We start from the raw sequence: 23,050 nt of genomic DNA on the forward strand, positions 1-23,050 counted from the left end.
CACGACGCACCGGCAGCCACGCTATTCGCGCCGGCGAGACGCCCATGCGGGAACGTCGCGCACGACGGGCGAGGCGGCTAGCACACCGATCGGCGCGACCACGGCCAACGCAGCGACCGCCTGCACCGGACGCGTAGTGACTGTAGCGACCCGCGTCGCGGCGGCAGACACCGCCTGCACCCGCTCCGCCACCGTCCGCGCCGCCTGCGGCCCACGCACCGACCCGACCCCGGTCAGGGCCGACAGCAACGCGGAGAGGAGCAGCAACAGGTTCATGCGCTGCGGGACATAGGGTGTGCGGCGGCGAGCGTCCATCGTCGAATCAAAACAGCTATGGGCGACTGTCGCCATTGGCAGGCCGCGAACATCGGATCATTCCTCGACGCTCACCCGGGTTGCGCGAGTTATTCGTACTGTGGCGGCGATGGGCTGGCCCGCTTTCGTCCATCGATTTCCGAACATCTCTCCAACCGGATACGGCTTGCAAAAGTTCAGGTTACGACTTTCGATCGGCTGCTCGACGACGCGACAAGAGATGGTCCGGCCTTCTTCACTCACACGGACCTCGACCGTTAAAGTCTCGTCCACTTTAAAGCCTTCGATCGCGCGCGGCGTGGGGCTGGAAGGCAATATCCAGCGGACAGGCATGGGTACGACGCTCGCGATCGGCCTACCCGACGAATCCCGCGCCGGATTGAATGTGCCCTTGGACATCGCCAAGCTGCAGGCCGCGTCATCCAGAACCGTCGTCCCGCTCGTTTCCGCGACGGTACAGGAAACAACTTTGCCCGTCGAATCGACGCCCACGTTAATTAAAACCCTGCCCTGCCGTCCGGCCCTGATCGCTTCGCCCGGATAATCGTTTGAAGAAAACCACGATGCGGAATCGCCGACCGGGATGGCTTGCATGGCATCCTTCGCAGATGCTGGCGCGACGCCCCCGCCCGCGATCAGGACAAACGCCCACCACAAGCCGGCCTTCATTCCACGTACCCCCATGACGATCGAACCCGACGGAGTTATGGCAACGTCACATGACCACGTCCACATCCCCCCTCGCCACCCCCTTCCCCGCCATCCCCCCGATCGCCGGCGTCGAGCTGCGCGTCGCCCGCGCGCGGTACAAGACATGGGATCGCTGCGACCTCACCTTCGCCACCTTCGCCGAAGGCACGACGGTGGCGGGCGTGCTGACGAACAGCAAATGCCCTTCCCCCGAGGTCGAATGGTGCCGCAAGGCGCTCGTCCTCGGCCAGGCGCGCGCGCTCGTCGTCAATGCGGGCAATTCCAACGCCTTCACCGGCAATCGCGGCCGCGCCGCGGTCGAGGCGATCGCCGCGCGCGCCTCCGCCGCGCTGGCCTGCAACCCCTCCGACGTCTTCGTCGCCTCCACCGGCGTGATCGGCGTGCCGCTCCCGATCGACAAGGCGGAAGCCGGGCTCGACGCCGCCTTCACCGCAGACCTTTGCGACTGGGAAGCCGCCGCCGAAACGATCGGCACCACCGACACCTACGCCAAGGGCGCGGTCGCCACCGCGATCGTCGATGGGCGCAGCGTCACGCTCGCCGGGATCATCAAGGGCTCGGGGATGATCGCGCCCGACATGGCGACGATGCTCGGCTTCGTCTTCACCGACGCAGCGGTCGCGCCCGAGTTCCTGCAACGCGCGCTGACCGCTGCCAACGCGCCCAGCTTCTCGTGCATCACCGTCGACGGCGACACCTCGACGAGCGACACCGTCCTCGCCTTCGCGACCGGCGCCGCGGGCAACGCGGTCCTCGCCGACGACGACAGCGCGGGCGCCGACGCGTTCCGCGCCGCACTCGCGGACCTGTGCCGCCAGCTCGCGCTCCTCGTCGTCCGTGATGGAGAGGGCGCGACCAAGCTGATCGAGATCGCGGTGACCGGCGCGGAGAGCGACCACAGCGCACACCGCATCGCGATGAGCATCGCCAACTCGCCGCTGGTCAAGACCGCGATCGCCGGCGAGGACGCGAACTGGGGCCGCGTCGTCATGGCGGTCGGCAAGGCGGGCGAACCCGCCGAGCGCGACCGGCTCGCGATCCGCTTCGGCACCACGCAGGTCGCCGAAGCCGGCCTCGCGGTCGAGGGCTATGACGAGGCCCCCGTCGCCGCGCACCTGAAGGGGCAGGAGGTGGAGATCGGCGTCGACCTCGGCCTCGGCGACGGCACCGCGACGGTGTGGACCTGCGACCTCACCCACGGCTACATCTCGATCAACGCCGACTATCGCAGCTGATCCGTCGAAGCGTCACCCCGGCGGACGCTTGTATCGTGTTGAAAAGCACGCGCGATCGCGGCCTTCGCCTGCAGACCCAGCCCTCAGGCCGCGCGCAGATCCCCCAGCAGCGTCAGCGTCGCCTCCGCGAGCGTCGCCACCCGCTCGTCGATCGTCGCGGTCGCGCCCGCCACTTCGGCGGTCAGCGCCCGCATCCGGTCGGACATCCGCGCGGTTTCCTCGACACCCGCGCGCAGTCCCGCGGTGCCGTGCGCGGCACGCTCCGCATCCGCGCCGATCGATCCGGTGATCGCGGTCTGCGCGGTCATCGCCGCGCTGATCGCGCCTGCGATCCCTGCGACCTGCCGCACCTGGACGGTCACCTCGCGCATGCTCTCCACCGCGGAGGCCACGCCACGCTGGACCGAATCGATCCGCATCGCGATGTCGTGCGTCGCGCGCTGCGTCTGCTGCGCCAGCGACTTGACCTCGCCCGCCACCACCGCAAAGCCGCGCCCGGCATCCCCCGCGCGGGCCGCCTCGATCGTCGCGTTCAGCGCCAGCAGGTTGGTCTGTTGCGCCACGCTGTCGATCACCGCGACGACCTTGCCGATATCGTCGGCATGCTCGACCAGCGCCGCGATCGCGATCTCGCTGTCGCGCGACTGGCGTTCGACCGCGGCGGTCAGCGTCGCCTGTTCCGCCACCTGCGCCGCCACCGCACGCGCGGAACAGGACAGCGCCGCGCTCGTCTCGCGCATCGTGTCCGCGGCCTCGCTGGTTTCCTGCGCCTGCAACGCGCTCTCCCCGGCGTCGCGCGCGTTGGTGATGCCCACCTGCGCCAGCGTCCGCGCCGTCTGCCGCGTCGTGTCCGCCGCATTCGCCAGCGCCGCCACCGCATCCCCGACGCTCGTCTGGAAGCGCTCCGCGAGCGCCACCATCTCGGCGCGGCGCGCCTCCACCAGTCGCCCGCGCGCGTCCTGCCGCGCGCTTTCCGCGGCCAGCAGCGCGCGCTGACGCTCCGTATCCGCGATCGCCACCTGCTCGTCGCGCTCGCGCGACGCCACCTCCCGCTCGCGCGACGCATCGATCAGGTCCGCACCGGCACGATAATGAGCAACGAACAATCCCGATTGCTGCAGCGTCGATCGCGCCAGAAGCGCGACAAAGACGCTCATCAGGACGAAGACCTCATACGGCAGGTCCGTCAGCGCGACGATGTCGACGGTCACCGTCATCAACGATCCGCTCAGGAACGCCAGGCTGGCGAGCGGCACCGTCGCGACGTTGAGCACCCCGACGCAGGTCACCCCCAGGATTACGCACACGATCAGCAACTGCCGGCTCGTATCCGCCCCCGCCGTCGCCGTCCCCAGCATCAGCCCCCATGCCAGCGAGGTCACGAAAGCGATCGCCGCCGCGGCCAGGATCGCACGCCGCGGCTTCGCAAATCGCCAGCCGGAGGCACGCTGCCGCCAGAACATCATGAAGTTTCCGAAAGATACGGTCAGCAGGACGAGCGCCGCCAGCACGGTGGCACCGAAATGCGCCTCGCCGTACATCGTCGCGAGCAACACGAATGTCGCCAGCATGGTCGCGACCAGCGTCCCCGGCACCCCCTCGCGCGCCGCCTTCAATTGCGCGGCGATCAGGTCGTCGGGCAACATGTCCGCACCGCGCGCCAACCCGACGAGCCGCAACATATGAACGGACGACGCCGATACGGCCGCGCCGATCCGCCTCGCCCCCCCGTTCGCCGAATGTCTTTCCGATCGCATCCCGCCATTATAGAGCCGGATGGCTAAGCGCGGATTAATCGCGCCGGATTATCGTCCGGCGACGTCCCGATCAGGCAAGCTCGCCCTCCAGCCAGCCCTTGATCTGCCCCTTCGGCGCCGCACCCACCTTGGTCGCCGCGGGCGCGCCGCCCTTGAACAGGATCATCGTCGGAATTCCGCGCACGCCGTACTTGCCCGGCGCATCGGGATTCTCGTCGATGTTCAGCTTGGCGATCGTCACCTGCTCGCCCAGCTCCTCGCTCAACTCCTCCAGGCTCGGTCCGATCATCTTGCACGGGCCACACCATTCGGCCCAGAAATCGACCAGAACCGGCTTGTCGGCGCCCAGGACGTCCGTAGCGAAGCTGGCGTCGGTGATCTGCTTGGTGGCCATGATGTCGTCTCCTTGTTGACCGCCAATCTAGGCAGCCGGTCCGCCCCACTCAACCGCCATCGCGCAAGCTTTGCTCCGTCGCGACGTAGCGCGGCTTGTGCAGCGCCAGGATTCCGGGCGGCAGCGCGATCAGCACCGGCCCTTCGGTGTACAGCAGCGCCGCCTCCACCGCCCGGTCCGGGAAGATCGCCGCCAGCGCCGCGGCATAGGCCGCGATCTGCCGCAGGTGATAGGTCGGCACGTTCTCGACGTCCTCCGGCACCCTTCGCCCCGTCTTGAAGTCGACCAGCCGCACCCGCGTGTCGGTCACCAGCAGCCGGTCGACCGTTCCCGACACGACGATCCCGTCGCCCAGCACCGCCGCGATCGGCGCCTCGGTCAGTGCGTCGCCTGCGAACACGTCCGCAAAGCGCGGGTCCGCCAGGATCGCCAGCACCGGTGCCGCGATCGCCGCCCGGACGCCCGAATCCGTCACCGCCCCGGCTCCCGCCAGCCAGCGATCCGCCGCCGCCGCGCGAGCCTCGGGCGCAACCGCGGGCAGCCGCTCGAACAGCGCATGCATCATCCGCCCGCGCTCCGCGGCGACGCGCATCGCGGGCGTGGGCGGCGGATCGACCACCGCATCCTCACCCAGCGACGACGGCGCGAGCGGACGCGGCGGCCGCGCCTCGACCGGCGCCGCCGCGTGCGCCCATACCGGCAGCGGCGCGACCGGCGCGGTCGCCACCGCCGGCACCGCGCGTCGCTTCGTCGCGACCGTCACCTCGGTCCCCGCGAAGGTCCGCATCCCCTCGACCGCCTCGCTCCCCAGCGCCGTCAGCGCGCGCGCCGCCAGCGCGTACCAGCTCGACACCGGCGGCACGCCCTTCGCGCGCGGCCCCAGCGATCCCGCGATCACCAGCCGCTCCTCCGCGCGCGTCGCCGCGACGTAGAACAGCCGCCAATGCTCCGCCTTCTCGCGCTCCGCCGCCAGCTCCAGCACGTCGGCGAGCGGGCCGCCCGCCTCGGCCTTGCGCGGGCGAAAGATCGGCAGCGGGCCCTCGAACCCCTCGGGCGTCCACGCCAGCATCGATCGCGGCGCGGCATCGGGATCGACCGTCGCGTCAGCCAGGATCACCAGCGGCGCCTGCAAGCCCTTGGCGGCGTGCGCGGTCATTACCCGCACCGCATCCTGCGGCTGCGCGGCGTCGCGCACGATCTCCACCTCGCCGCGATCGAACCAGTCGAGGAAGCGCTGCAGCGACGGCGTCGACCCCGTCTCGAAATCGAGTGCGGCCGCGAGCAGTTCGTCGATCGGATCGCGCGCCTCCTCGCCCAGCCGCCACAGCAGCTTGCGCCGCCCGTCCAGCGCGCCCGACAGCATGTCCTCCAGGAACCGGTACGGCGTCGACAGGTCCGCCCCCGCCAGCATCGCCGCCAGCGGCGCGAGGCGCTCCGGCGGCTGCGTCCGCTGGAGATGCGCCCAGAGGCTCCCGTCGCGCGGCGCCGCGGCGGCGAGCAGGTCGTCCTGCGTCCACCCGATCAGCGGCGACACCAGCAGGCTGGCAAGGCTCAGGTCGTCGCCGGGCTGCAACACGAACCGGATCGCCGCCAGCAGGTCCTGCACCGCCAGCGGCGCGTTCAGCCGCAACCGGTCCACCCCCGCGACCGGCACCCCTTCCGCATACAGCCGCGCGACCAGCAGCCGCGCGAGGTCGCCGCGCCGCTTGACGAGGATCATCACATCCCCCGGCGCCAGCGCGCGGTCCTGCGTCTCCAGCCGCATCCCGCCATTGGTCCAATCGCGCACCAGCGCCGCGATCCGGCGCGCATTCTCGCGCACCTCGTCTTCGATCCAGCCTTCCTCGCCGCCTTCGCCGTCCGCGTCGTCGGTCCCCGCGCACACAGGCGGCAGCAGCATCACTGTCCCCGGCCCCGGCACCAGCGAACGATGCGCGCCCACCTCCTCGACGACGCCCAGCCCCTCCGCGCCCAGATCCGCGATCGCCGCGTCGACGAACTCCAGCACCGGCCGCGTCGAGCGGAACGAATGCGTCAGCGACAGCCGGTCGAACGGCAGCCCGCGCTCCTCCGGCGGCATCAGGTCGTCCCCCGCCACCTCCGCCGCGCGGCTGGAGAAATAGCGCTCGGCCGCCGCGAAGTTGATCGGATCGGTCCCCTGGAACCCGAAGATCGCCTGCTTGTAGTCCCCCACCGTGAACAGCGTCCGCACCGACGGCGCATAGACGCCACGCCCGACGAAGAACTCGTCCGCCAGCGCCCGCACGATCCGCCACTGCGCCGCGTTGGTATCCTGCGCCTCGTCGATCAGGACATGCTCGGTCGTCTGGTCGAGCTTGAAGCGCACCCATTCGCCGATCCCCGGCCGCTCGAGCAGGTCGACCGTCTTCGCGATCAGGTCGTCGAAATCGACCGCCCCCACCCGCCGCTTCGCCGCCGTCACCGCGCGCGCATAATCACGGCCGACATCGAGACCCGCCGCCAGCAGGTCCGCATAGGCCGCCCGGCCGCGCATCGACACCAGATCGAGGCACGCCGCCCCCAGCTCGCGCGCCAGATCCTCGTAATCCGCCTCGGCATCGACCAGCTTCTTCGAAACCTTGCGCGCGTCGCCCTTGCCCGTCAGCACCACCAGCGACAGGTCCTCGAGCCCGGCCGCCCGCGCCTCGGGAGAGCCCGCCAGCCACGCCGCCACCACATCCGCCGCCGCCAGCCCCGTCGCGGTCCCCCATGCCGCGTTCGCCGCCCCGATCCGCCGGATCGCCGACACGTCCAGCGCCGCACACCGCGCCGCGATTTCCGCGTCGACGTCGCCCGCAGGCAGGTCGAGCGCGCGCCGCAGCCACGGCTGCACCCCCGCCGGCACCGCCTCCAGCGCATCGCCCTTGCGCGCGCATTCGCGCAGGAACGCCTCCGCGCCGCCCTCGCCCAACCGCACGCTCAGCCGCCCGATCGTCTCGATCACGCCGCGCCGCCCCTCGCGATCCGCCGCGACCAGCAGGTCCGACAGCGCCTCGCGGGCCAGCAGCGCCTCCTCGCGCGGCTCAAGCGGGCGGAACCCCGGCACCAGCCCCGCCTCGACCGGGAACGCCGCCAGCAGCGCCTGGCAGAAGCCGTGGATCGTCTGGATCCTCAGGCCCCCGCCAGGCGCGTCGAGCACCCGCGCGAACAGCGTCCGCGCCCGCTCACGCAAGGGCGGCGTCGGCAATTCGCCCAACGCGACGAGATCCGCGGACAGCGCCGCATCGGGCATCCGCACCCACGCCGCCAGCCGCTGCGCGATCCGCGCATTCATCTCCGCCGCGCCCGCCTTGGTGAATGTCAGGCACAGGATCGCCCCCGGATCGGTCCCCTGCAACAGCAGCCGGAAGACCCGCGCGGTCAGCACCTGCGTCTTCCCCGTCCCCGCCGATGCGGACAGCCACACATGCGTTGACGGATCGGACGCGCGCGCCTGCGCATCCTTGAGCGGCGGCAGCGGGCGGAGGATATTAGAAGCCGACATCACGCCCCCCCTTGCCGTCATCCCCGCGAAGGCGGGGACCCATCTCCCATCGCCAGTCCCGATCGCCACCGCCGCGACCAACCCAACCCCAGGAGATGGATCCCCGCCTCCGCGGGGATGACGGCGAACTACCGATCGCGCCCATACCACTCGTCCCTGCGCATCAGCTGGTCATACTCGGCGTACGGCGCATATTCCGGCACCAGCTTGGCAGTGAACGCCTCGTCCCCCGTCAGCCACCGCCCCGCCGCCTCCGCGAACTTCTCGCGCGCCAGTTCGACGAACCGCCCCGTCACGATCCGCCCGCGCCCGCCATCGTCGGCGACCGGCGTCGCCACCTGGCCGAACGCATCGCCCTTCTTCGCCAGCGACCAATATTCGAACCCCCGCGCCGCGCCCTCCAGTCCCCCCCCCGGAATATCGAACCCGCCGCCCTCCGCGATCGCCCCCAGCAACCCCAGCTGCAGGCTGAACCCGTCGCGCACCGCCGCGACCGAGGGCGGCTTGCCCGTCTTGTAGTCGATGATCGCCAGCCCCCCCTCCGCCAGCCGGTCGACCCGGTCGAACCGCCCCGACAGTGTCACCCCCGACAGCGCGATCGCGCCGTGCCCCTCCGCCGCCAGCACGTGCCGCCCCGCCGCCGCGTGCATCGCGGTCGTCTCCGCGATCCACGCGATCGCCTTCACCAGACGCGGCTCCCACAGTGCGCGCAGCAGCGGATGCGTCCCCGGATCCACCAGCATCGCCAGCGCGAGCGGCATCAGAGCGTCGGGCGCGCACCGGTGATCGTTCCACCAGTCCTCCAGCACCGCGTGCACCGCGGTCCCCCGCCACGCCGCGGTCGGATCCGCATCGACCGGGTCGAGCGGTGACAGCTTCAGCACGCGCCGCGCATAGAAGGCGTAAGGATCCGCCTTCAGCCGATCGACCTCGGTCACGGAGATCGCGGTCGGCCGCAGGTCCGCGCGCGGCACCGGCGCGGGCCGGTCGGCAGGCGCGTGCTCGCCCGGATCGTCGACCGCGCGCACCCATGTCTCCAGCGCGTGCGCCCGCTCGAACCGGTCCCCCGCCATCGCCTCCAGGCGCAGCCAGAAGCGCGACGCCAGCGCCGGGCCACTCGCCCCGCGCCGGCTCCGCGTCAGCAGCGCCGCGGGCGCGCCCAGCGCCTGCCCGAAATCATGCGCCGCCACGCCGATCCGCCGCTCCAGCCCCGGCAGCCCCAGCTCGGCGCGGATCCGCGGCGCCAGCCACGGATCGGGCGCGGGTGTCCCCGGCCACGTCCCTTCGTTCAATCCGCCCAGGATCATCAGGTCCGCGGACTGCAACCGCGCCTCGATCTGCCCATAGATCGCGACCCGCGGGTGCCCGCCCTGCTGCGGCCGCACCGCCACCTCGTCCATCAGCGTCCGCAGCAACGGCGCGAGCGCGGCGAGCGGCACCGCCTGCGGCCCGTTCCCCGCTTCCCTCTCCAGCTCGCCGAGCAGGTCCGCCGCCGCGCGTCCCGCCGGCCCGCTCCACGCCGCATCCCCCGCCAGCGCGGTCGCCGTCTCGCGCAGGCACGCGATCATCGCGGACAGGTCCTCGCCGCGCAGCCCGTCCGCCAACGGCTCCAGCACGTCCCGCATCCCGGCCCACCAATCCGCAGCCGCCGCCCGAACCCGCCGCTCGCGCTCCGGCCCCTCCGCGAGATGCGCGTCGATGCCCGCCAGCCCCGGCGCCGGCCGCGGCCCCCGGAGCGCCCGGTCGAGCAGCCGCACCCCGTCGAGCCACGCCAGCCGCCCCGCACCGCTCCGCACCAGCGGATGCTTCAACAGCGTCATCACCCCCAGTGGCGCAAACCCCTGCGCCGCCGCCTCCACGATCGCGAGCAGCAGCGTTCCGGGCGGCAGGATCGACAGCGGCCGCCCCGCGGAGTCGTCCGCCGCGATATCCCAGCGCGCCAGATGCGCCGCCACCCGCCGCGCCAGCCCGCGGTCGGGCGTCACCAGCGCCGCGGTCCGCCCCGGAGTCTCCAGCGCCTCGCGCAGCGCCAGCGCGATCCCCTGCGCCTCGTCCGCCGGCGTCGCGAACTCCGCCGCGGCCACGCCCGCCAAGCGCCGGTCCTCCGCCGCCAACGTCGTCCACTTGCCCGTGAACGCGGCCGGTGCCAGCGCATTGGCGATCGCGCGCCCGCGTGCGGCGGTCGCGTCATGCTCGCTCCCCCCGCGCCACGGATCGACCTCGCCGCGCGCGACCCCCATCCGATCGAGCAGCAGCTTCAGGTGGAACTGGGGATGCGTCTCGATCGCGCGCCGCCGCCGCCCGGTCACCGCATCGGGTTCGTGCGGCCCCAGCGCGTCCCACTCCTCGTCGGGCATCGTCGTCGCCAGCCCCGCGAGCACCATCATCCCCTCGGGCAGCTCCGACACGCACCGCAGCAGCCGTGCCACCGCGGGCGCCGGATCGGTCACCCCCGCCGCGCACACGAATCCGCCCGGCGGCGCCACGCGCCAGCGCGCATCCAGCCGCTCCAGCAGCATCGCCCGCCGCATGGTCGCGTCGATCCGCCCCAGACGCGCCAGCGCGCCCGGCCAGCGATCGATCATGATCGCGAACAGCTCGAGCGCCTGATCCCAATGCGTCGACAGCTCGGCCCCCAGATCCAGCGCGCGCAACGCCGCGGCATCGATGCCCTCGACCGTCAGCTGGTCGAGCGTCCGCGCCAGATCCCCCGCCAGCCGCACCGCCTCCGCCGCATCGACCGCGCGCCCTGCTGCCGCCCGCGCCTCGCCCACCAGCCGCGCGAGGATCATCCGCCGCTGAAGCGGGGCGACCGCAGGCGGCACCGCTGCCGCGTCAGCAGGATCGAGCGCGGCATCCACCCCTTCGCCAAGATCCGCATCCCCGATCGCGACGATCCGCGGCAGCAACAGCGCCCCGCCGCTCGCGCGCACGAACGCATCGGTCACCGCGCGTTTCGATCGCTGGTTGGGCAGCAGCACCAGCCCGCGCGCCAGCCGCATCCCGTCCCCGCCGCCGAACCGCCGGATCAGCCCCGCCGCCAGCGCATCCGCGAACGCCCGGTGCGCGGGGATCGTGTAGACGCGTGGCTTGCGCGCCTCACCCATCCGCCAGCATCGCCTCGGTCCGCGGGATCGCGGCCGGCGTCCCGATCTCGAACCACAGCCCCTGGTGCACCTGACCGTATGCCCGCCCGGCGAGGATCGCGCGGTCCCAGAACAGGTTCGTCGAGAACGCCCCCGCCGGCGCGTCGACCAGGATCGCGGGGTTCAGGATCTGCACCCCGATATACGCGAACGGCGCCACCCGCGCGCGCCTGCGCCGGCTCGTGATCCGCCCGTCGGGCCCCAGATGGAAGTCCCCCATGCCGCCCAGATGATGCGCCCGCGCGAACGGCACCATCAGCAGAAGCGCGTCCATTTCGGCGGCGTCCCAGCGCGATGCGAGCAGCTTGATCGCGTCGACCGGCCCGTCGATCCACAGGCTGTCGCCATTGACGACCAGTACCGGATCGTCGCCCAGCAACGCCTTCGCCTTGACCAGCCCGCCACCGGTTTCGAGCAGCTCCCCGCGCTCGTCGGAGACGATCACCTCCATCCCCCAGTCGCGCCCCGCCAGATGCGCCTCGATCACGTCCGCGAAATAATGGACGTTGACGATCACCCGCTCGACGCCCGCCGCGCGCAGCCGCGTGAAGACGTGATCCAGCAGCGGTCGGCCCGCCACCTCGATCAGCGGCTTGGGCCGGGTCGCGGTCAGCGGCCGCATCCGTTTGCCCAACCCCGCGGCCATCACCATCGCAGTCTTCGGCACGCGCCCACCCGGATCGGGCCGGATCGCCAGCGCGCGCGTCACGCTTTCGCGCCCGCGATCACCAGCGGGTCGCCGCGCAATTCGGGCGGGATATTGTCGTCGAACCACGCCGCCACCGGCGCCAGCGCGGGCTGCGACAGGTCGCGCTCCAGATAGCCCCACACGCGGGGGCACAAGGCGGCATATTTCGGCTTGCCGTCACGCCGCCACAGCCGCGCGAACACGCCCAGGATCTTGGCGTTCCGCTGCGCACCCAACACGTGATACGCCGCCATGAACGCCTCGCCCTCGCCCGTCGCCGTGCGATACCGCGCCAGCATCGCCTGCTCCACCGACGGATCGACCTCGCGCCGCGCATCCTGCAACAGCGACACGAGATCGTACGCGGGGTGCCCCGCCAGCGCATCCTGGAAATCGAGCAGTCCCAGCTGCGCGCGATCCTCGCCCACCAGCATCAGGTTCTCGGCATGATAGTCGCGCAGCACCGTCACCGGCCGCTCCGCCAGCCCCGAATGGAGCACCGTCGCCCAGGCGTCGCGATACCCCGCCGCGTCGACCGCCAGCCCCACCGCCGGGCAATACCATTCGACCAGCACGTCCGCCTCGCGGTGCAGCTCGGGCCGGTCGTAAGCGCGCAGTTCGCCGGCCGGATGCGCCCGCAGCGCGACCAGCAGGTCGACCGCGCGTGCGTACAGCGCCATCGCGTCGCCGGGCTCGGCATCGATCGCCTCACGCATCCGCGCATCGCCGAAATCCTCGAGCAGGACGAGGCCCTGCGTCAGGTCCGCCGCATGGATCCGGGGTGCCGCGAACCCGCGTTCGGACAACCACGTCGCCACCGACACGAACGGTCGCGGATCCTCGTGCGGCGGGGGCGCATCCATCAACACCGCGCTGCGATCCGCCCCATCCCTCGACGAGTCCACCACGCGAAAATAGCGCCGGAACGACGCATCCCCCGCCAGCGGCAGGATCTGCGCGGCACCCCAGCCATGCAGGTGGAGGAAGGCCGCGGCCCCGGCGGGCGGAATCATGTCGGTCGCCATCGCCGTTCCCAAGCCGGGGGGGCGTCCCAAGTCAAGCCGCGCGCGCCGTCCGGTTCGATCGTCAGGTGCAGCCGCAGCGCATCGGGCCACGCGCCCGCTCCCGCACGCTCGGGCCATTCGACCACCAGGACGGAATCATATCGCGCATCGTCGAGGCCCAGCTCCTCGATCTCCGCAGCATCCTCGATCCGATACAGATCGACATGCACGACGCTCACGCGCACCTCGGGCGGGTCGTAGGGCTGGACGATCGCGAAGGACGGGCTCGGCGCCTCCCCCTCGAGCCCCAGCGCGGCAAGGAACCCGCGCGCGATACTCGTTTTCCCCGCGCCCAGCGTGCCCGTCAACGCGATGACGTCGCCCGGCCGCGCGACCGCGGCCAGCGAGGCCCCGATCGCCTCGGTTGCGTCGGTATCAGCGAGCCGCATCCGTCACTCGATATTCGGAGCGCCAGACCTCACCCCGTTCGGGGTGAGCCCGTCGAAGCTCTGCCCGTCTTTCCAGGCCAGAAGAAAGGCAGCACTTCGACGAGCTCAGTGCGAACGGAAGGGGACAGATCGAGCCCCGAAAGCCTACAAAAACCCTCACCGTCGCGGCACCTCGACCGTCACCAGGGTCCCCTGCCCGGGCTCGCTCACCAGCGCGATCGTCCCGCCATGCGCCTCGACGAACTGGCGCGCGAGCGGCAGGCCCAGCCCCAGCGCACGCTCCCCGCCCGCGGTCGCACCGGGCTGCGCGAACCGGTCGAACGCATGCGCCGCGGCCGCCGCGTCCATCCCGTGGCCATCGTCGGACACCACGATCCGCGCGCGCGTCGCATTCCCGTCGAGGTGGAGCAGGATCCGCCCGCCCTCCGCCGTCGTCGACACCGCGTGGCGCAGCAGGTGCTCCATCACCTCGCGCAGCCGCTTCGCATCGCCGCTCACGCGCCCGGCCGATCGATCGATCTCCACCGCGAAGTCGAGCTTCTTGCGTTTCGCACTCGGCAGCACCGTCTCCGCCGCCGCGCGTCCCGCCGCCGCCAGATCGACGTCGCCGCGCTCGATCGTCGAATCGCCCTCGCCCAGCGTCAGGTCGAGCACGTCGTCGATCAGCAGCCCCAGTCGCTCGACCGAATCGAGGATCGCCTCGACATAGCCGTCCGCCTGCTTCGTCAGCTTGCCCGCATAACCGCCGTGCAGCATCTCCGCGAATCCGCTGATCGAGGTCAGCGGGGTGCGCAACTCGTAGCTCATGTTGGCGACGAACGCGGTCTTCACCGCGTCGCTCGCCTCCAGCGCCTCGTTGCGATCACGCAGCGCCTGCTCCGCGCGCCGGCTGTCGGTGATGTCCAGCATCGTGAACAGCGCGTTGCCGTCGGGCAGCGGCACTGCGGCGAACTCGAAATGCCGCCCGTCCGCGAACGCCACCCGCCCTCCGCGCTGCTGCCGGTCCAGCGTCGCCGATCGGACGAGATCCGCGATCAGCTTCGCGCGCGCCGGGTTCGCCAGCTTGGCCGCCGCCTCGGCCCCGAAGACATCGACGCGCGGATGCCCCGACAGGAACTCCTCCTCAAACCCCCACAGCGCGCGGAACCGGTTGTTCCACAGCTGCAGCCGCCCGTCCGCCGCGAAGACCCCCAGCGCCTCGAACAGATTGTCGAACGTCGCGGTCCGCACGCGCAGCAGCGTGTCGCGCGCGCTCGCCAGCTGCACCTGCTCGGTCCGGTCCTCGAAGATCAGCAGCAGCCCGCCGTCGGGCAGCGGCTGCGCCAGCACGCGGATATGCGCGCCGCCGGGCAAGTGCCAGTTCTCCTCCACCGCGCCGCCGGTCTCGACGAACCAGTCGCGCCGCTCCGCCTTCCAGCCCGGAAAGTCGCGCACCTCGGGCAGCCGGTTGGCCTCGCGCATCCGCTCCAGCACGCGTTCGAACTCGGGGCGGTCCGCGAGCCATTCGGTGCGCATCGCGAACATCCGCCGGAACGGCTGGTTGCAGAAGACGAGGCCCCGGTCGCTCGAGAATTGCGCGACACCCGCGGACAGCCGGTCGAGCATCGTCCGCTGCGCCTCGCCGAAGCGCTTCAGTCCCACCCGCGCCTGGTCGACATCCTCGATATCGAGGGCGAACCCCGCGACGCCTCCGGTCGGCAGCGGTACGTCGATCACACGGAACATCCGTCGCGCGCCGCCGATCGTCACCGGCACCGTCTGGTCGTGCGGGCGCTTCGCGTCGCGCGCCGCCGCCGCGCCCGCCAGCGGCCCGCCCGCGCCGCTGCCCTCGATCAGTTCCAGCCCGCGCTGGATGGCATCGGACGCATCCGCGCCTTCGACGGCATCGACATAGGCCGAATTCACCATCGCCAGCCGCAGGTCCGCGCCGCGATACCACATCGGCAGCGGCGCCGCCTCGATCAGCCCGGTCAGCGCGTCGAACGCCGCGGTCAATTCGGCAACCTCGCCGTTCAGCGCGACGATCTGTCCCTGCGCCTCGGTCGCGTCGAACGCCCACACGACGACGCCGTTCGGCGCCATCAGCCCCGCCGGCGCACGTTCTCCGCGCAGCATCAGCGCGCGTGCGGACCCCTTGGGCGTCACCGGCAGCGCGAACCCACGCCCCGATCGCTGCGTCGCCGCCACCGCCTCGCCCAGCGCCAGCACGTCCTCCGCGGCCAGCCCGCCATCGGGCGCGGTCAGTTCGCTGACATAGCCCGGCGTCACCGCCAACCCGAACCAGCGCGCGAGCAGTTCGGTGATCTCCAGTCGCCCGTCGCCGCGCACCACCATCGCCTGTGCGGGCGCCGAGGCGAGCAGCGCCTCCAGCCGCCCCCGCGCGACATCCGATTCGGTCGAGGCGAAGCGGATCCGCAGCCCGCTCCACAGCGCATAGCCCGCGCCGCCGACAAGCACCGCCAGCACGATGCCGCACAGAACCGCGCTCAGCGTCCCGATCGAGATCACCGCCGCCGCCCCACGTCATCGATGGCTGGAAATCCGCGCGTCACCCTGTCCCCGCCAGAGCCCGAACGCGGCTCGTTCCGATCTCTAAGCGATCATGAGGGCCGGCAACAGTCCCGTTCATTCACGCGTACAACGACATGCCGCAAAACAGAAAAAGGGGCGTCCGAAAACTCGGACACCCCTTTCGCTTGTGATCCGTCCGGGATCGTCAGTAGCGATAATGATCCGGCTTGAACGGCCCCTCAACGGGCACGCCGATATAGCCCGCCTGCTTCGGCGTCAGCGTCGACAGCTGCACGCCAAGCTTTTCGAGATGCAGCGCCGCCACCTTCTCGTCGAGATGCTTGGGAAGGACATAGACCTCGTTCTTGTAGTTCTCGCTCTTGGTCCACAGCTCGATCTGCGCCAGCGTCTGGTTGGTGAAGCTCGCCGACATCACGAACGAGGGATGCCCCGTCGCGCAGCCCAGGTTCACCAGCCGCCCCTTGGCCAGCACGATGATCTGCTTGCCGTCCGGGAACTCGACCAGGTCGGTGCCCGGCTTCACTTCGGTCCACGCATAATTGCTCAGCGCCGCGATCTGGATCTCCGAATCGAAGTGCCCGATGTTGCAGACGATCGACATCGGCTTCATCGCCTTCATGTGATCGGCGGTGATGACGTCGGCATTGCCGGTCGCGGTGCAGAAGATGTCGGCGCGCTTCACCGCCTCTTCCATCGTCACGACCTCGAAGCCCTCCATCGCCGCCTGCAGCGCGCAGATCGGGTCGACCTCGGTCACCATCACACGCGCGCCGCCGTTGCGCAGCGACTGCGCCGAGCCCTTGCCGACGTCGCCGAAGCCCGCGACGCAGGCGACCTTGCCCGCCAGCATCACGTCGGTCGCGCGACGGATCGCGTCGACCAGCGATTCCTTGCAGCCGTACAGATTGTCGAACTTCGACTTCGTCACCGAGTCGTTGACGTTGATCGCGGGGAAGGGCAGCTCGCCCTTCTTCGCGATCTCATACAGGCGGTGCACGCCCGTCGTCGTCTCTTCGCTGACGCCCTTCAGGTTCTTGACCGTCTCGGTCAGGTAACCCGGCTTCTTCGCGATGAACGCCTTCACCGAGCGCTGGAACTCGACTTCCTCGTCATTCTCGGGCTCGCCGAAGGTCGCGCCCGCCTCCAGCTTGGCGCCCCACAGCGCGAACATCGTCGCATCGCCGCCGTCGTCGAGGATGATGTTGGCGGTCTGGCCGTCCACGTCATGGTCCCACGAGAAGATGTCGCCGACATAGTCCCAATACTCGGCGAGCGTCTCGCCCTTCACCGCGAACACCGGCACGCCCGTCGCCGCGATCGCCGCGGCCGCATGGTCCTGCGTCGAGTAGATGTTGCACGTCGCCCAGCGGACATCGGCGCCCAGTGCGGTCAGCGTCTCGATCAGCACCGCGGTCTGGATCGTCATGTGGAGCGATCCGGTGATGCGCGCGCCCTTCAGCGGCTGCGACGCGCCGAACTCGCTGCGCAGCGCCATCAGGCCGGGCATCTCCGTCTCGGCGATGCGGATCTCGGCGCGGCCGAAATCGGCGAGCGAGATGTCCTTGATGACATGGTCTTTGGTGTCGAGAACGGGGGCGGTCGCCACGGGCAATCTCCAGAACGTTTGGCCGACCAAGGCGCACCCGCGCCGATCGACATGCTCCGGCCCTTAGCGGCTGGACGCTTCCGGATCAAATATAAAGAAATCTTTATATGAGGCTCGTTCCCATCCTCATGCCGTTCCGCTTTCGCTCGCCAGCAACCGTGGGTCGACCCCCGCCGCGGCGAACCCGCGCGTCCAGCGCCCGGCAGCCGGCGTATCGAACAGCATCGCTGCGTCGTCGGTCACGTTGAGCCATCCGTGCCGCGTCATCTCGCCGTCCAGCTGCCCCGCCGACCACCCCGCATAGCCCAGCGCCACCAGCCACCGCGCCGGCCCCCGCCCCGCGGCGATCGCGCGCAGGATGTCGACCGTTCCCGACAGTGCCCAGCGCCCGGCGACCTCGATCGTGTCCTGCCCCTGCCAGTCGAGCGTGTGCAGCACGAACCCGCGCCGCGTCTCCACCGGTCCGCCGAAATGCACGGGCGCGTCGGGCGCGTCGCCCGGCGCGATCTCGAACTGCTCCAGCACATCGTGCAACGTCAGCCCGGCGATCGTCGCGCCGATGCCGATGCCCAGCGCGCCGTCCGCATCGTGCGCGCACATCGCGATCACGGCATGGTCGAAGCGCGCGTCGCCGATGCCGGGCATTGCGAGCAGATATTGTCCGGTCAGGAAGGCGGCTGTCTCCATAAGCGTCACACGATAGAGGCTCAGCGCGTCCGCCGCCACGCTTGAAATCGGCGACCGGGCTTGCGACGTAGCCTGCTGACCGCGCACCGCGGCATGCATCAGGAGAATTCCATGACGATCAGCGTCGGCGACAAGCTGCCCCAGGCCAACCTCGTCAAGGTCACCGCGGACGGCCCCGAGCAGGTCGACAGCGAAAGCTATTTTGCGGGGCGCAAGGTCGCGCTCTTCGCAGTGCCCGGCGCGTTCACGCCCACCTGCTCGGCCAAGCACCTGCCGGGCTTCATCGAAAAGGGCGACGCCTTGAAGGCTAAGGGAATCGACGAGATCGTCTGCACCTCGGTCAACGATGCGTTCGTCCTCGGCGCGTGGTCGAAGGCAAACGACGCAGCCGCGGTGACGATGCTCGCCGACGGCAACGGCGATTTCGCGCAGGCGGTCGGGCTGACGATGGACGGGTCGAAGTTCGGCATGGGCCAGCGCAGCCAGCGCTACTCCATGGTCGTCAACGACGGCGTCGTCGAATCGATCAACGTCGAGGCACCCGGCGAGTTCAAGGTCAGCTCGGCGGATCACCTGCTCGAGACGCTGTAACGCTTCCGTGGACCGTTCCGCGAACCGGTTCGGTTGCGGAACGGTCCAGCGCAGGGCGCGTTGATCCGGCAGCATTCGAAGAGGAGTTGCGTCATGACCGATACCAAGCTGGGCACCCTTCCCGACACCGACAAGACGCTGGGTGAACGCGCCCAGGCCGCAGCCGCCACCGCGAAGGACAAGGTCGCTTCCGCCGCGACGACGACACGCGACGCGGTATCTTCCGCGGCGACCTCGACGATCGAGGCAGCGAAGGAGCACCCCTATGCCGCCGCAGGAATCGCGGCAGGAGTCGCGGCCGCGGTTGCGGGCGGCGCCTACGCCGCGACGAAGCTGCGCGAGGATACGCCGAAGCCGAAAACCGGGAAATGATCCTGCGTCGCCATCCCCGCCAGTACGGGGGTGGCAACGACGTCTTGCCAGCGTAACGATCGCGTCTTACCCCTTTGCGATGACCGCATCAGACATCGTCGCAGAACTCGATCGCCTCTATGCCGCCGCTGTCGCCCGGCTCCAGGCAGCGCTCACGCTTTACCTCTCCGACGGCACCACGCCTGATCGCGAGGAACGGCGCCACGGCCTCTTCACTTATCCCGAGATCCGCCTGCGTTTCCGTGGTGGCGAGAGTCGTCCCGCGCCCACCCGGTCATTCGGCCGACTGACCGCGCCGGGCGAATACCGGATCAGCGTGACCAAGCCCGCGATCTTCGCCGACTATCTTACCGAACAGCTCACTCTCCTGATCGAGGATTACGATGTCGAGGTGGAGGCGGTCCCAGGCCGTACCGAGATTCCCTTCCCCTACGTGCTCGATCCCGGTCACGCCCTCAGCCTCGACGAGGTATCCGCCGCAGAGCTTGCGCGCTGGTTCCCCGCGACAGAGCTGGCGCATATCGGCGACGAGATTGCGGACGGGATCTGGGCCTCGGTCGATTCGATCCGCCCGCTCGCGCTGTTCGACGGGCTGCGCACCGATTTCAGCCTGGCGCGGCTGCGTCACTATACCGGCACGCCGCCCGAGCATGTCCAGCGCTACGTCCTGTTCACCAACTATCATCGCTATGTCGACGAGTTCGTCCGCTGGGGTGCAGAACAGGTCGGCGACCCCGCGTCGCGCTACACCGCGCTGTCGGGCCCTGGCGGCATCCTGTTCGAGCCTGGCAGCGATCCCGCGATGCTCGAGGACACGACGTGGCGCCGGCTCCAGATGCCCGCCTATCACCTGATGGCGGAGGACCGCACCGGGATCACGCTCGTCAACATCGGGGTCGGCCCGTCGAACGCGAAGACGATCACCGATCACCTCGCGGTGCTGAGGCCGGAGGCATGGATGATGATCGGCCATTGCGGCGGCCTGCGCCCCTCGCAGCGGATCGGGGACTATGTCCTCGCGCACGCCTATCTGCGCGACGACCATGTCCTCGACGACGTGCTGCCGCCTGAAATTCCGGTCCCCGCCATCGCCGAGATCCAGCAGGCGCTGGCCCGCGCCGCCGAGACGGTGTCGGGGCAGAATGGCGACGAGCTCAAGCGTCGGCTGCGCACCGGCACGATCGTCACCACGGACGATCGCAATTGGGAACTGCGCTATTCGAAGTCCGCGCTGCGCTTCTCGCTCTCGCGCGCGGTCGGGATCGACATGGAGTCGGCGACGATCGCAGCGCAGGGTTATCGCTTCCGCGTCCCGTACGGCACCTTGCTGTGCGTGTCGGACAAGCCGCTCCACGGCGAACTCAAGCTGCCCGGCCAGGCGAACCGCTTCTACGAACGCGCGATCGCCGAGCATATGAAGATCGGTATCGAGACCTGCGAGGAACTCCGCCGCGAAGGCGCAAAGCTCCACAGCCGAAAACTGCGCGCCTTCAACGAGCCACCGTTTCGGTAAGGAAACCATCCCCGCGCCGCGCGTTATCCGGCGAACACGTCGAGGAACCCTGAATGGCCGACACGCCCGAAACGCCCAAGCCCGCCGCCAAGACGCCGGCGAAAGCCACCCCGCGCCGTGCGCCCCGTGCCACCTCCACGACGGCGAAGGCACCCGTACGCGCCACCAAGGCCGCGGCACCGAAGCCGGCAGCGGTGAACCCCGAAGCCGCCAGGCCGGCAGCCAAGCCCGCGCCGAAGCGCGCGGCGACGCCCAAGCCCCGCTCGTCGAAGCGCGCCACCCCGAAGCCCGCGGCGCGCAAGCCGGCGGCGAAGTCCGCCGGCAAGGCGACGAAGCCTGCCGACAAGACGTCTGGAAAATGGGGCAAGGCCGCTGTCGTCGGCAGTCTCGCTGCGATCGGCGCCGCCGCCACCGCCGCCCTCCTGTCGCTCCGCGGCTCGACACCAAAGGACGCTAAGAGCGCGCACACCGCCGATGGCACCGACGCGTCGAAGTCGTTCACGGCCGGCATCGCGGATGAGAACACGATTCCCGACAACGGCTGATTGCACCCGAAGACCGTCACCCCGGACTTGATCCGGGGTCCTGCTTCTTCTCAGGCTATGGCTGGACGCGAGACGCCGGCTTAAGGCGGGGGCGGCGACTGAGGTCAGGGCGCACCATTATTAGCGGGTCATGCAAGACGCAGGGCCACCGTATCGTGGCTTCATCTCCTCACCACCCGCTCGTCTTCCCCGCGTTCTGCTCGTCCAGCCACGCCTTCAACGGCGCGAAATAGGCGATCATCGCCTTCCCCGACATCTCGCGCGATCCGGTGAACGCTGCCAGCGCGTCGGGCCATGGCTTCGACTGCCCCATCGTCAGCATCGCATCCAGCTTCGCCCCCACTGCCTTGTCGTCGTAGAACGAACAGCGGTGAAGCGGCCCCGTCCACCCCGCCTGCGCACAGGCCGCCTGATAGAACTGGAACTGCAGGATCCGCGCGAGGAAATACCGCGTATACGACACGCCCGCCGCGACGTGATATTTCGCCGCCGGATCGAACTTCGTCTCGTCGCGCTTCACCGGCGGGACGATGCCCTGATACTGCAACCGCAGCGCGTCCCACCCCGCCTGGTATCCGCTCGCCGGGATCGCGCCCGAATAGACGCCCCAGCGATATTTATCGACCATCAGCCCGAACGGCAGGAACGCCACCTTGTCCATCGCCTGCCGCAGCAGCAGCCCGATGTCCTTGTCCGCGCTCGGCACCTTCGCCTGGTCGAGCAGCCCGATCTTCACCAGATAGTCGGGCGTGATCGACAGCGCGACGAAGTCCCCGATCGCCTCGTGGAACCCGTCGTTCGCGCCGCCCTTGTAGAGATAGGGCTGCCGGTTATAGGCGCGCTGGTAGTAATTATGCCCCAGCTCGTGATGGATCGTCACGAAGTCGGTCGCGTTCACCTTGGTGCACATCTTGATCCGCAGGTCGTCGACATTGTCGACGTCCCACGCGCTGGCGTGGCACACCACTTCGCGATCCGCGGGCTTCACGATCATCGATCGCTCCCAGAACGTCGATGGCAGCGGCGCGAAGCCCAGCGACGAATAGAACCCCTCGCCCTGCTTCACCATCTTCACCGCGTCATACTGCTTCGCCTTCAGCAACGCGCCGACATCATATCCCAGGTCCCCCGCGCCCTTCGGCGCGACGACATCATAGATATTGCCCCACTCCTGCGCCCACATATTGCCCAGCAGGTCCGCACGGATCGGCCCGGTCTTCGCCTGCACCGCATCGCCATACTTTTCGTTCAGCTTCCAGCGGACATAGGTGTGGAGCGAGAGATAGAGCGGCTCCACCTCCTTCCACAGCTGGTCGGTCAGCGCGGCGAACCTGTCGGGCGCCATGTCGTAGCCCGATCGCCACAGCGCGCCGGTATCCTTGAACCCCAGCCCTCGCGCACCCTCGTTCTCCAGCCCGACCGAGCGCTGGAAATCGCCGCGCAGCGGTGCGCCGACACTGTCGTGCCAGCTGGTCCACATCTCCTTCAGCTTCGCCGGATCGCGCACCTCGCCCATCGCCGCCTCAATGTCCGATCCGTTGACCGGCTTGCCATCGAGCGTCCCGCGCCCCTTGCCATAGGCTGACGACATCTTCGTCAGCAGCGTCGACAGCTGCTCCGCCGCCCCGCTGCGCGACGGCGCAGGCAGAGAGATCGATCCGACCAGCAGATCGAGCTTGCGCGCGGTGTCCGCGGACAGACCGCTCGCCTTGCGATAGCGCGCCGCCTCTGTCGCCAGCCGCACCTGCAATTCGGTGAACGCCCCGCCCGCCTTCGCCGACAGCGCGTTGGTGTCGTCGGTCAGATAGGTCGCATTGACCCAGCCGATCCGCGCGACATCGACGGACTTGTCCGCCAACTCTTTCTCCGCCGACGCGACGAACGCATCGGCCTGAGTCGCGGTGACGGCCGGCGGCGCGGTCTGCGCGGCGACGGGCATGGACACCATTGCCGCGGCGAGCGCGACGGACGAAATGGCGGTAGGCGACATGAGACCTCAA

18 protein-coding genes are annotated in these 23,050 nt (G+C 70.0%); 5 read left to right on the plus strand and 13 right to left on the minus strand.

Annotation, left to right across the window (positions count from 1 at the left end; genetic code table 11):
• Positions 1-21: 21 nt before the first annotated feature.
• A complete protein-coding gene (locus ACV7NO_RS13695) occupies positions 22-315 on the minus strand; it encodes a hypothetical protein (RefSeq protein WP_463406523.1) in 294 nt (97 codons plus the stop codon).
• A 57-nt stretch (positions 316-372) separates the two neighbouring features.
• Entirely contained in the window at positions 373-999 is a 627-nt protein-coding gene (locus tag ACV7NO_RS13700; protein ID WP_463406524.1) for an energy transducer TonB, read from the minus strand.
• A gap of 35 nt (positions 1,000-1,034) precedes the next feature.
• Between ACV7NO_RS13700 and argJ the strand changes: the two genes are divergently transcribed.
• Entirely contained in the window at positions 1,035-2,261 is a 1,227-nt protein-coding gene (gene argJ / locus ACV7NO_RS13705) for a bifunctional glutamate N-acetyltransferase/amino-acid acetyltransferase ArgJ (protein WP_463406525.1), read from the plus strand.
• 83 nt (positions 2,262-2,344) lie between these two features.
• On the opposite strand, the gene ACV7NO_RS13710 is transcribed toward argJ, so the two are convergent.
• From ACV7NO_RS13710 to ACV7NO_RS13755, 10 genes are all read right to left on the minus strand, one after another.
• Positions 2,345-3,907 (minus strand): methyl-accepting chemotaxis protein, encoded by a 1,563-nt coding sequence (locus tag ACV7NO_RS13710; RefSeq protein ID WP_463406526.1) that lies wholly within the window; start codon positions 3,905-3,907, stop codon positions 2,345-2,347.
• 181 nt (positions 3,908-4,088) lie between these two features.
• Positions 4,089-4,412, minus strand: a complete 324-nt coding sequence (gene trxA, locus ACV7NO_RS13715; protein ID WP_463406527.1) for a thioredoxin TrxA — start codon at positions 4,410-4,412, stop codon at positions 4,089-4,091.
• 49 nt (positions 4,413-4,461) lie between these two features.
• Entirely contained in the window at positions 4,462-7,917 is a 3,456-nt protein-coding gene (gene addA, locus ACV7NO_RS13720; protein WP_463406528.1) for a double-strand break repair helicase AddA, read from the minus strand.
• A gap of 128 nt (positions 7,918-8,045) precedes the next feature.
• Positions 8,046-11,024: a double-strand break repair protein AddB gene (addB, locus tag ACV7NO_RS13725; protein ID WP_463406529.1), complete on the minus strand. Its 2,979-nt coding sequence runs from the start codon at positions 11,022-11,024 to the stop codon at positions 8,046-8,048.
• A complete protein-coding gene (locus tag ACV7NO_RS13730) occupies positions 11,017-11,715 on the minus strand; it encodes a nucleotidyltransferase family protein (RefSeq protein WP_463407356.1) in 699 nt (232 codons plus the stop codon). The genes addB and ACV7NO_RS13730 overlap by 8 nt, the downstream gene beginning before the upstream one ends.
• Positions 11,716-11,768: 53 nt before the next feature.
• Positions 11,769-12,776 carry an aminoglycoside phosphotransferase family protein gene (locus ACV7NO_RS13735; RefSeq protein ID WP_463406530.1) on the minus strand — a complete coding sequence of 336 codons (1,008 nt, stop codon included), beginning with the start codon at positions 12,774-12,776 and terminating at the stop codon, positions 11,769-11,771.
• Complete coding sequence (gene tsaE, locus ACV7NO_RS13740; protein ID WP_463406531.1) at positions 12,761-13,204, minus strand: tRNA (adenosine(37)-N6)-threonylcarbamoyltransferase complex ATPase subunit type 1 TsaE; 444 nt, start codon at positions 13,202-13,204, stop codon at positions 12,761-12,763. The genes ACV7NO_RS13735 and tsaE overlap by 16 nt, the downstream gene beginning before the upstream one ends.
• A 156-nt stretch (positions 13,205-13,360) precedes the next feature.
• Positions 13,361-15,712, minus strand: coding sequence for a sensor histidine kinase (locus tag ACV7NO_RS13745; protein WP_463406532.1), 2,352 nt, complete (start codon positions 15,710-15,712; stop codon positions 13,361-13,363).
• A 208-nt stretch (positions 15,713-15,920) separates the two neighbouring features.
• Positions 15,921-17,342, minus strand: coding sequence for an adenosylhomocysteinase (gene ahcY / locus ACV7NO_RS13750; RefSeq protein WP_463406533.1), 1,422 nt, complete (start codon positions 17,340-17,342; stop codon positions 15,921-15,923).
• Positions 17,343-17,468: 126 nt separating this feature from the next.
• On the minus strand, positions 17,469-18,029 hold the full coding sequence (locus tag ACV7NO_RS13755; RefSeq protein WP_463406534.1) for a YqgE/AlgH family protein: 561 nt from the start codon (positions 18,027-18,029) through the stop codon (positions 17,469-17,471).
• A 111-nt stretch (positions 18,030-18,140) separates the two neighbouring features.
• On the opposite strand from ACV7NO_RS13755, the gene ACV7NO_RS13760 reads away from it, so the two are divergent.
• From ACV7NO_RS13760 to ACV7NO_RS13775, 4 genes are all read left to right on the plus strand, one after another.
• Positions 18,141-18,620, plus strand: a complete 480-nt coding sequence (locus ACV7NO_RS13760) for a redoxin family protein (protein ID WP_463406535.1) — start codon at positions 18,141-18,143, stop codon at positions 18,618-18,620.
• A 93-nt stretch (positions 18,621-18,713) separates the two neighbouring features.
• Positions 18,714-18,992 (plus strand): hypothetical protein, encoded by a 279-nt coding sequence (locus tag ACV7NO_RS13765; RefSeq protein WP_463406536.1) that lies wholly within the window; start codon positions 18,714-18,716, stop codon positions 18,990-18,992.
• A gap of 79 nt (positions 18,993-19,071) precedes the next feature.
• Complete coding sequence (locus tag ACV7NO_RS13770; RefSeq protein WP_463406537.1) at positions 19,072-20,505, plus strand: AMP nucleosidase; 1,434 nt, start codon at positions 19,072-19,074, stop codon at positions 20,503-20,505.
• Between the two features lie 53 nt (positions 20,506-20,558).
• Positions 20,559-21,050 (plus strand): hypothetical protein, encoded by a 492-nt coding sequence (locus tag ACV7NO_RS13775; RefSeq protein ID WP_463406538.1) that lies wholly within the window; start codon positions 20,559-20,561, stop codon positions 21,048-21,050.
• A 169-nt stretch (positions 21,051-21,219) separates the two neighbouring features.
• On the opposite strand, the gene ACV7NO_RS13780 is transcribed toward ACV7NO_RS13775, so the two are convergent.
• Positions 21,220-23,040, minus strand: a complete 1,821-nt coding sequence (locus ACV7NO_RS13780; RefSeq protein ID WP_463406539.1) for a M2 family metallopeptidase — start codon at positions 23,038-23,040, stop codon at positions 21,220-21,222.
• Positions 23,041-23,050 lie beyond the last annotated feature (10 nt).

Source organism: Sphingomonas sp. Ell38C01, assembly GCF_055231975.1.